The sequence below is a fragment of the Pedobacter sp. HMWF019 genome, from assembly GCF_003061025.1.
Taxonomy (GTDB): Bacteria; Bacteroidota; Bacteroidia; order Sphingobacteriales; family Sphingobacteriaceae; genus Pedobacter.
Window position 1 is genome coordinate 23,799 of the sequence record NZ_QAIL01000351.1, and the last position, 10,573, is coordinate 34,371.

The window sequence follows — 10,573 nt, forward strand, 5'->3', positions numbered from 1 at the left end:
TATTACTGATGAATCGTAATGGTTTTTCCTGATCTGCCTGTCAGATTAAATACCGCCATTTTGATCGTGCCTTTTTCCTTAACCGGAACCGTATAGGTTTTGCTTTTCCAGGTTGGCCGACTTCCATCCGTGGTATATTTGATCAGGAAGCCTGGGATTTGGCTATTCGCCTCCACGGCACCGCCCCGAAGTACTGCCCCCGGGCCTGGGATCCTGTATTTAAAGCCGCCGGCATAATAATCCAGTCTGGGCAATTCTCTTTTACCGGTTGTATTCATAAATGAAGACCAGGCCTCCTGATATAACCGTGCTGATTTTTCAGCGTCCTGTTCCTGTGCCCATTTCGGATCCTTGGCCCAGGCACGTTCTGCCAGGCCCAATAGTTTTGGAAGGATCAGATATTCCATCCGTTCGGGTCCTTTACTCACTTCACTGAATAAAGCCGCCTGCAGACCAACAATATTTTTCCTGCCCTTTTCGCTCAGCTTTTCTTTGCTGTTGAAAAAATCAGGTGGAAGTACATTTCCCATGCGGTCTGAAGTGGTGTTCTTGTAATAATTATAAGGTATAAAGCTGAAAGGCTTTTCTACGTCGATATAGCCGCCCCAGTAATAACCAGGCTCGTCAAAAGACTTCTCATAAGCCATATCAAAATACATATTGCTTACCCCAGACAACACCACCTGGAAACCTTTATTCGCAAATTTGTAAGCCAGATCTTCCTGTCCCCAGCCAATCATATTGTTCCAGATGTCCAGATGTACGTTTTTACCCAGCATTTCCTCATTAAATACCGTTTCTTTTTGACCATCCTTCATCACTTTGCGGGTGGCTACCTCCTCCCAGGCACTGAGATAGAGACCTTCTGCTTTTAAGATCTGGTCTACCTTTTTGTAATAATAGCCCCAAAGGTCATCAGTGGTTTTTATAGTAGTATCCCGTTTCATCAAAGCCTGTACGGCAGGTGATTTCTCCCAAACACCGGCAGGAACTTCATCTCCGCCATAATGGATGGTTTTTAAAGGAGCCCCGGCCTCGGAATACATGGATTTAATTTCCCTGGTCAGGGTTTCAATAAAATGATAAACAGAAGGGAGAGCTACGTTCATTACATTGTCATTCCAGTATTGAACAGAGCGGTATTCAGACTGGTCTTGCGGATCGTGAAGGAAATAATCTGGATCATTTCTGGCGGCCATGGCTTTGATTGCTGCCCGCGCATGTCCTGGTGATTCAATTTCCGGAATCACCTGAATATGTCTTTCTGTGGCATATTTTAAAATATCCATGAAATCAGCCTTGCTGTAGTATCCGGTTCCATAAGAACCCTGGATTTCCGGACCAGAACCCAGAGAGGGTTGTAAGTGTGTTTTTTCATCTAAAGTATGGCCTCTTTTGCTGCCAAAAGTAGTGAGCTCGGGCAGGGCAGGAATTTCCAGACGCCAACCCTCATCGTCATTCAAATGAAAATGAAGTGTGTTCAGTTTGTATAAAGCCATCAGATCCAGCAATTTTAATACTTGCTTTTTTGTCTGAAAATTACGCGCAACATCCAGCATAAAAGCACGGTAGCCAAAACGGGCCTGGTCAGCGACCTCAACACCCGGAACAAGAACTTCTGTTTGTTTTCCTTTAAATGCAGCCGGAGGAAGCAGTGTTTTTAAGGACTGGATGCCATAAAATATGCCAGCCGTACTGGAAGCAGCAATGCTAATACTATTGTTTTTTACCGATAGTTCATAAGCCTCTTCGGGCAGCTCCTTTTTGTCTAAATGGATACTCGTACCAGTTTTTCCGCCAACATTCAATAAGTCCGTCAGAAAACGCTGCAGATGGGCAGACTCAGACTGGAAAGCCGGATCGGCTACTACAGTAGTGCCCGAAGTGAGTTTAAATACAGCAGAAGTTTCTTCGTAATGTGCTGGTGTAGGGAAGATTTTGATCTTTGGATCCAGATTTTTGATCTTCCTGTTCTCCTCAAACGTAAGGGCTGGTGTGTTAAAGGGTACATGATCAGTGGCATTTCGCATGATCTGCTTGTTTTGTGTAGATGGAATGGCCACCACAGAAGGAATGACATAATATTTTTCAGGTTCATTGTCTCTGATGAGATAAAAACCAGCAGGTGCATCAGTGGCATTCACCAGCCAGTCGCCCGATACAAATTCAGTTCTTAGAGAGACACCCGGTTTTAAACCTTTGAAATCAGGCAAAGGCTCTATCAAGAAAAAATCTCCATTGATATGTTTAATAGAAACACCTCCGGTTACAGGCTGCTCTTTTATCGGACGTGCAAAGTTAAAATAGATCTTCCAGCCTTTTGAAGGCAGGGTTTCCTGGTTCGAAGTGCGGATGGTGAGCGCAGATCGGGTTTGGTTAATACCTTTATAATTGTTTTCCAGGATTTCCCATGTCAGTTGCAGATCCTTAAGTTCTTTTTTTGGAGTGGTTTGCGAAAATAGGGGGCTTGTGAAGTAAATAGACATCAAAGCCAGGTATACAGTCTTTAGCATAAGGCAAATTTAAATAAAGGAAGGTAAAAAAAATCCCCGCCTAAGCAGGGATTTTTTTGGATCATATTTTCATTATTGTTTATCCCACCATACTCTGGAGGTCAGTAAATCCCCACCCGGAACAGCGTTATGTGCCTTGTTGTAGTTCTCTGTATTGGAGCCCGCCTCTACAATCGGATAAGGAAAACGTCTGGGGATCGTTCCTCCGGTAGAGTTGCCAGGATACACCACAGGTGTCAATACCGGGAAGCCGGTCCTTCTCCAGTTTGCCCAGGACTCGTAGAAATCGAGCATGGTATTGGTCAGGATCCAGTATTGGGTGTTGATCATTTCCAGCCCTTTTGAAGCATCATAAGGATGAGCCGTCAGATAGGTTTCGGCTGCAGCTGCACTTACTGTTGCTGAAGCATCATATTGACTTAAGTAGGTCATCGCAGCAACAACACCATCGTGGTAGTGAGTCGCAGCACTGCCTCCAATGCCAAAACGCTGTGCAGCATCCGCAAGCAGCAATTCTGATTCTGCATAGGTAAGGACAAAGGTTGGTCCGTTTCTTTTAATTAAAGCCGGGCTTGGAGAAGAATAATCAGTAAAAGCGGTAAAGCTGGGATCTAAAGTAATTCCAAGACCCGGCGTAGTGGTCAGGTCTTTTCCGTTAGGCATCCCTTTTTGAACAGCAGGTGTATGGTCTGCATTGGGATTTTGATCCTTGGTCTCGTCATTCAAATAGAGCTTGGTCACGGCTACCGCACCCAAGCGTGGGTCATTTGTATTCTTTAACTGGTCTATGAAAGTTTTAGACCAGCGGGTGTAGAAATTTTCCTGACCACCATCCCCAAGTAAAATCTGACTGTTTCTGTTCAGCGTGGTACGGCCTCCGGCAACATCACCCAGAATATACGCGTTATCGGCATTGCTGGTCATGGTGTTGCCAATTACTTTTTGAACATAAGATTGCGCCGTAGCCGGATCAACTTTGCTCAGACGCATGGCAATCCTCAGCAGTAAAGTATTTCCAAAACGTTTCCATTTGGAAATATCTCCAGCATAGAACAAGTCTCCGGTTACTTTATCTCCGGCAGGGTTCAGTTTGCTGGTGGCATCACTTACTTCTTTAAGAAGATCATTATAAATGTCCTGTTGTTTATCGTAGGCCGGGAAAAATGCTTTATTGTAAAATCCCTGACCGGCTTCCGAATAAGGAACATCCCCATATAAATCTGTAATCCGTTCAAAAATGAGGGCCTTGGTAATCCTGGCAATCTGGTAAAGATTTTGGTATTGAGGCTTAGCCTTGGTCGATTCAACAACGTCTACAATTGGCCTTACCTGTTCCGGATAAGCACCATCTCCAGCGGTTGGTGTACTGGCAGAAAAGCCCCAGTATGCTGCAGTGTAACCTGCATTCAATACATATTTATCCCCCGCATTCCAGTAACCGATCACAGAAGAAAAACCCTGCATCATGGTAGAGCAATGAATTAAATTGGCCCTCCAGGTGTCATAGCTAAAGTCCATACTCCCAGAATAACCGAGCTGCGCACTTGACAGTACGAAATTAGGGTCAAAATTGGAAGGATTATAGGTAGAAGGGTCTGTGTTGATCTTGTCAAAATTCTTTCTGCAGCCCATACTGGTCAGCAGGCAGGCAGATAATATGATGGTATACTTTGAAATCTTTTTCATCTTAATAAGTTTAATCGTGTACATGGAATTAGAATTTAACACTGAGATTCAAACCAAAAGTCCTGGTTGGCGGAACTCCACCCAATTCCAAACCCTTAGCTGTCGGGCTATAATCAGATTCGGGATCGATATTGTCCGTTTTCTTCATCAGGTAAAATAAATTCCGGCCAACCAAACTCAACGTCGCACTTTGAATGACGTTTTTAAACATTTTTCCCGAAAAGGAATAGCCCAATGTAGCCTGGCGTAATTTGATGAAATTTGCGTTTTGAACAAAAATACTGGATACATTATTGGCTACTGCGGTATAATAAGTTGCTGCATTTGCGCCCAGGGCATCCCTGTTTTCAAGAGTTCCTTTATGGAGTCCAAGAATGTAGGCATAATAGTCCGTACCAGAAAAGATCTTTCCGCCAAACTTGCCATCTATAAGAAATGAAAAATTAAAGTTTTTGTATTTAAATTCGTTGTTCCAGCCCGCAACATATTTTGCATAGGCAGAGCCATAGGGTTTTAAGTCACCCTGAACCGGTGCGCCAGTTGCATCCTTAACGATATTTCCGCTGGCATCCCTTTTATAATCAAATGCCATCACCTGGTAAGCAGGTAAGCCTACAATCATTTGGGTAAAGCCGGTTCCGGTTCTTGAAGTAGAGCCTGGTAAGCTTTTTTGGCCATCCGCCAGGGCGATAACGGTGTTGTTGTTAATGGATCCGTTTACTGAGGTTGTCCATTGGAAACTTTCCGTTTTAACGGGAATTCCGGTAATGAGGGCCTCAATTCCGCGGTTGCGCAGCTGGCCAATGTTCAATATAGCACCCACATATCCCGATGTCACAGAAGTAGGCGCTTGTACAATCTCGTTTTTGGAATTTTTGTTGTACCAGGTCAGGTCCAGGTTTAATCTGTCTTTAAAAAAACGAAGCTCAGTGCCGATTTCAAATTCTGAAGCAATGGAAGCAATCAAGGCATCATTTGGAATGGCCTGATTGGCAATTAACCCAAGTGGTTTTCCATTTAGCGTGGCATTGTTGAAATTATAAGCCAACTGCGTTTGATAAGGTACAGTTGCCTGTCCAACCTGTGCAAAACCAGCACGGATCTTTCCGAAACTCAGCCAGTCCTTACTCATCAGTTCAGAGAAAACGAAAGATCCGTTTACGGATGGGTAAAGGGCATTCAGCGCATTGTCTTTACCCGGCGTTGCCAGGGTAGAGAACCAGTCATTACGAAGAGATCCGTTTAAGAATAAATAGCTTTTATAGCTCAGGTCTAAAGTTCCATAAGCAGACAATACCTCACTGTTGGATGGAATATAGGTGGGTGTAGACTGTGCTGTGGCATTGGTGATGACATACACATAAGGAACCGCAAAGGTAGTTCCGTTCAAAATGAATTGCTCGGATTGTGTTTTTCTAAAACTTCCTCCAATATTTGGGGTAATGGTAAAATCATTGACCTTGAAAGATTTTCCAAAAAGGAGATCCGTGTTCAGGTCGGAAAATTTGGTGGTAGATTCAGACATAGAACCTAATGCACGATAGGCTGTTCCTGTAGGTACTACTGAGGTATAGCGATCTGTATAACCATCTCTTCCGGCACGGCCCTGGATAAAAGCACCATTGTCAAAATTATACCTTAGGCTGATGGAAGATAATAAACGTTCCCTTTTGGTATTGTTGATGAAATTTTCTGCGGCAAACCAAGGATTGGTTGCGAAGGTATTACCCGAGTAAGCGTATTCGCTACCGTCCGGATTAACGGCTTTCTTTAAGGTCAGCACATCTACACTGGTGGGTAATAAAGTCACATTATAACTGGAGTTACCTGCGCCGTCACTTAAGAAAGGCCTGTTCTTGGCCTGCTCTAAAATGTAATTAGCTCTGGCGTCTACGGTTAAATGTTTATCTATATTGTAATTGGCGCTCAGGTTGAAGGATTGTCTGTTCAGGCTTGATCCGGGCGTAATGGCCCTGTTGGTCAGATCACTTGCTGAAAAACGGATAGAACCCCCGTCAAAGCTTTTGTTCAGAGCCAGGGTGTTGGTTGCAGTTCCGCCTGTTCTGAAAAAGTTTTTAATATTATTGGTTTGTGCAGTATAAGGACGGGAAACGCCATCAAACTGAATCACGCTGGATCCATCCAATTTTGCACCCCAGCTGGATTGTCCGCTTTGAAAAGCAGCCAGTTTAGTGGTTGGCTTTATTCCATTTGCTCCCTGGCCATAAGTATATTGCCAGTCGGTTGGATCAGAAACCTTCTCCATCACATAGTTTGAGTTAAATTCTATGCTGTTTCCTTTACCGCTTTTGGTGGTAATCAAGATGACACCTGCTTTTCCGCGATAACCGTATAATGCAGAAGCGGCTGCACCTTTTAACACAGAAATGGTTTCAATGTCATCCGGGTTCAGGTTGCCTATTGCATCTCCAAGATCAGGGGCATTGTCGTACTGGTTTCCCTTTAAGCTGTTCGGCTGGCTCTCCATTGGGATGCCGTTAACTACATATAAGGGTTGATTGGTTTGGGAAAGACTGGATACCCCACGGATCACCACATTGGTTGATGCACCAACGCCACCCGCAACAGAACTTACATTCAAGCCAGCCACCTTGCCAACCAGCGAATTCATTACATTGTTGTCTCTGGCCTGGGTTAAGCTTTCTCCTTTTACCTCCGTTACAGAGTAACCCAAGGCTTTCCGTTCTTTTTTTACACCCAATGCGGTCACTACAACTTCACTCAAGAGCTTGGAGTCCTCGTCCAGCAAGACAGAAATAGATGGTGAAGTGATCGTAACTTCTTTTTTAGTGTAGCCGATATAGCTGAAGACCAGGACGTCTCCAAGGTTCGCCTCTATGGCAAACTGTCCGTTGCCATTGGTGGTCGTTGCATTTTTGCTTCCTTTAACCGCAATGCTAACGCCAACAAGAGGCTGTCCTGTGGCGTCCCGGACGCTTCCGCTGATCTTAATGGCGTTGGTACTTCCGCCCGATGAAAGACTTAAAGCAGGCATGCTTTCGCGGTTTTGTGCTACGCCGATATAATTTCCAACCAGTTTAAACTCCAGTGAAGTGCGTTCTCTTAACTGGTTCAGTACTTCTGAGAGCTGTTGCTTTTTGATATTCAGGGAAAGGGAAGGCAAATTACCCAGTACCTGTTCATCATATACGAAAGTTACATTAGCTTGTTGTTCTATTCTTTTAAAGACTTGTTTTACACTGGCTTTAACAACTTTAAAGTTCATTTCCTGAGCTTTTGTTGCCTTGGCAGCCAGTAGCGTGGTAAAACAGATTTGTATGCCGATAATAATTGTAGAAATGCGCATGCATTTTCGGAGTATGGGCAATACTTTGCCGTAAAAATTTATCATATTTGTTCTAGGTTTAATTCGGTTAAACTGTAGCCTGCTGTCTATGGGTCTCAAGCATATATGCAGAGGCTAAATTATTTCCGGGGACACCCTGTGTTCCCGGTTCTTTCCTTTTCTTAGCTGCTAAGTAAGGTTCATCTATTTGATTACGGTTATGCTGTCATTGGCCATTTGATATTTAAAATGTTTGGTGAAACTTAAGATTTGCATCACCGTATCCAGGTGCTGATTGCTCAGGGTAATGGAAATGCGTTCGTTAAGCAGGTTTTTGTTGCAGACGGATATTTTGGTATTGTATTTTTTCTCAAGTACATGGAATACATTGCCGAGGTTTTCCTGTTCAAAAACCAGCTGGCTTTTGCACCAGGCATTTACTGCAATTTCCTGTGTAGGTATTTTGATGATCTGGTGATTTAATTTGCTCAGCACGAGTTCCTGTTTTGGCGTCAGCATAATGGCTGGCTTTTTAACTTCATTTTTAAGCGTGATGCCTACTTTACCGGTCACGACGTTCACTTTGGTGGTGCCTTCTTTTCGATAGGCTCTGACATCAAAGGAGGTGCCCAGCACGGTTACATTTAAACTTTGTGTTTTTACGATGAAGGGATGTTTGTCGCGGTGTTTGATCTCAAAATAGGCGCGGCCCTCAATGAGTTCAACAGTACGGGTCTTTTGATCGAAGGTTTTAGGGTATTTGAATATGGAGCCTGCATTCAGCCAGACTTTGGAACTGTCTGGAAGTATAATCTCGATGATTTTTTTATCCGGAACGCTGACCAGTTTGGGCGCTTCGTTTTTGAAGGCAAACTGCCAGGTAAAGATTCCGGTCAGGAGCAGGGCCGCTGCCGAGACGGACCAGGTAAACAGGCGTTTCCAGGAAACATAATTTTTGCCTTGTGGGGTCTTATGGTTATTGATTTGCTGTTGCAGGGTGTTTAACATCCTTAACCGGATTTGATCTTCAGTTTCCGGCGTTTTGGTGTTTACGTGTTCTACCCAGCCGTCGTTGGTGGTGTCATACCATTGGTTAAGTAAGCGCTTTTCCTCTTCGGTTGCTGTTCCTTCTAAATACTTTTGGGCTAAAAGTTTCAGTTCTTGTTTGTTCATCGTTTATTTAACCTGGTTTAATAGGATAGAGTCTGATTGAGGATAAACACCCTTAGTGCAAAATGAAATTTATTTTAAAACAATGAATATTAACTTTTCGAGGGCTGGACTTCTTGCCTCGCTGCGCTCTTGTGGCAAGGCGGCCTGAGGTCCTCTCTGAGTAATATTCATTGTTCTGGGTGCATAAAGCAGGGAGGTGGGTCCGGTTGGGCGTAGAAAGAATGGGATATGGATTAGCAGGGTGTTTTGTTTAATCGTATAGTTTGTTTAGCGGGGTGTTTTGTTGGTTGCACAGTTGGTTAGCAGCGCATTTTGTTGAGTTGCAGAGTTTGTTTGGCAGAATATTTTGTATTAGTAATACAGGTTGTTTAATTGCGCTGGTTTAATAGTGCAGTTTGTTGAGGCGTTCAGTTTGTTTGCGGGCTTACTTTTTGAGGAAAAGGAGGGAGATGAGGAAGTAGGTGAAGTGAGTAACATCGCCGAAGTTGGCTCTGATGACCCGCAGGGCTTTGGTAAGGTGGGCTTCTGCGGTTTTTTGGGAGATGTTTAATTGCTCGGCAACTTCCTGGAGGGATTGATCGTGGATCTTGTTGTACTGGAAGACCAGGCGGCATTTTTCGGGGAGCTTATTGGAGAGTTTGGTGATGATCTCCAGCAAGATTTTGTTGTCCAGGTCTATTTCATCTGCTACTTCGGCGTTTAGGATGCCTTCTGAGTTTTCTTGTTTGTTGAATTTTTTCTCTTTAGCCAGGTGCCGGAATACAGCATAGCGCGTCATGGCGGCGAGATACTGATGGAGGTTTTGGATATGAAGGCTGTTTCTTTTCTTCCAAATGATGAGAAAGACTTCCTGGACGATTTCTTCAGCGGCATCGGTATCTTTCAGCAGTTTGTGGGAAATGTAGTAGAGTTTGTTCCAGTAACGGTTGTAAATTTCGGTAAAAGCAAGCTCATCCTCGGTTTGGAGGAGGTAAATTAATTCCTCATCTATTTTTGAGTGGTAAGCGTTCACAATTGGTTAGATATTTAAAACGAATTTAATATAAAATTAATCAAGTTGGTAGTGTAATGGATTAATTTTTATGTGATTAGGAGGTCGGAAATGGAAAAAGCCTGCTTTTGGCAGGCTTTAGGCTTGTTTTACACTTGATCGTTATGTTTTACAGTTGCTTGTTCATTTTTTAGCTAAACAGCTCCTGCATATCGCGGTCGGCGGTCGGGATTTTCTTGAGAAAATCGTCAAAACCTACATTTTCCTGAGAGCTGTACATGCCGTAAGCATCCATAATATAGCCGATCTGTCCGTCTTTATCCTCCAAAAGATACAGTACGGAGTTATCTGCCGGATCCGAATCTCCTTCAAAACGATAGGTTTTAATAATAGACAGGTCTTCCGGGCTATAGATCTTATTCACGCCAACACCCTGCATTTTGCCGTGGTCGGTCATTTTTATCTCGTTGTCAAGGCCTTTCTGTCTCAGTTTCTCTAAGATTTGGCTTAATGTGTTCATTTCTACTGGCTGTTCCATAATAGGTCGAATTATCTGATGATAAAACAAGCGCAATTAAAAATGGTTTGGCCTTATGTATTTTAATGCGGGAATGCATCCTGTTTAAAAACAAGAAAGCTTATGGCAACACTTAACCTTCCCCAAAATGGCAAGGCCAAATATGGGAGAACACGCAAATCCGTACCTGCTGTTGATCTTACTGCAATGGTAGATCTGGCATTTTTGCTGATTACCTTTTTTATGTTGACTACCTCTTTGTCTAAGTTTAACGCGATGGATGTAGCCAAGCCTGTTGCGGATGCAACCAGTTTCGCGGAATATCCAGCCTCAAGGACGATGACTGTGCTGCTGGGTAAGAACAATAAGATGGCCTGGTACATGGG

Annotated in this window: 7 protein-coding genes; 1 reads left to right on the forward strand and 6 read right to left on the reverse strand. The window is 43.6% G+C overall.

The genetic code is table 11. The annotated features are described in order from the left end of the window. Nucleotides 1-2 precede the first annotated feature (2 nt). The 6 genes from DBR11_RS19350 to DBR11_RS19375 all read right to left on the reverse strand — a co-directional run bounded on the left by DBR11_RS19350 (nucleotide 3) and on the right by DBR11_RS19375 (nucleotide 10,208). Complete coding sequence (locus DBR11_RS19350; RefSeq protein WP_108554272.1) at nucleotides 3-2,513, reverse strand: family 20 glycosylhydrolase; 2,511 nt, start codon at nucleotides 2,511-2,513, stop codon at nucleotides 3-5. Between the two features lie 72 nt (nucleotides 2,514-2,585). Next, nucleotides 2,586-4,199, reverse strand: coding sequence for a SusD/RagB family nutrient-binding outer membrane lipoprotein (locus tag DBR11_RS19355; protein WP_108554281.1), 1,614 nt, complete (start codon nucleotides 4,197-4,199; stop codon nucleotides 2,586-2,588). Between the two features lie 28 nt (nucleotides 4,200-4,227). After that, the gene (locus DBR11_RS19360; protein ID WP_108554273.1) at nucleotides 4,228-7,572 is read right to left on the reverse strand and encodes a SusC/RagA family TonB-linked outer membrane protein; all 3,345 of its coding nucleotides are present in this window, start codon (nucleotides 7,570-7,572) and stop codon (nucleotides 4,228-4,230) included. A gap of 138 nt (nucleotides 7,573-7,710) precedes the next feature. Next, nucleotides 7,711-8,679: a FecR family protein gene (locus DBR11_RS19365; RefSeq protein WP_108554274.1), complete on the reverse strand. Its 969-nt coding sequence runs from the start codon at nucleotides 8,677-8,679 to the stop codon at nucleotides 7,711-7,713. Nucleotides 8,680-9,103: 424 nt separating this feature from the next. Beyond that, nucleotides 9,104-9,691 (reverse strand): RNA polymerase sigma factor, encoded by a 588-nt coding sequence (locus DBR11_RS19370; RefSeq protein ID WP_108554275.1) that lies wholly within the window; start codon nucleotides 9,689-9,691, stop codon nucleotides 9,104-9,106. Between the two features lie 169 nt (nucleotides 9,692-9,860). Then, complete coding sequence (locus DBR11_RS19375; protein WP_108554276.1) at nucleotides 9,861-10,208, reverse strand: hypothetical protein; 348 nt, start codon at nucleotides 10,206-10,208, stop codon at nucleotides 9,861-9,863. A gap of 102 nt (nucleotides 10,209-10,310) precedes the next feature. Between DBR11_RS19375 and DBR11_RS19380 the strand changes: the two genes are divergently transcribed. Beyond that, on the forward strand, nucleotides 10,311-10,573 hold a 263-nt coding region (locus DBR11_RS19380; RefSeq protein ID WP_146186588.1), incomplete at its 3' end, for a biopolymer transporter ExbD.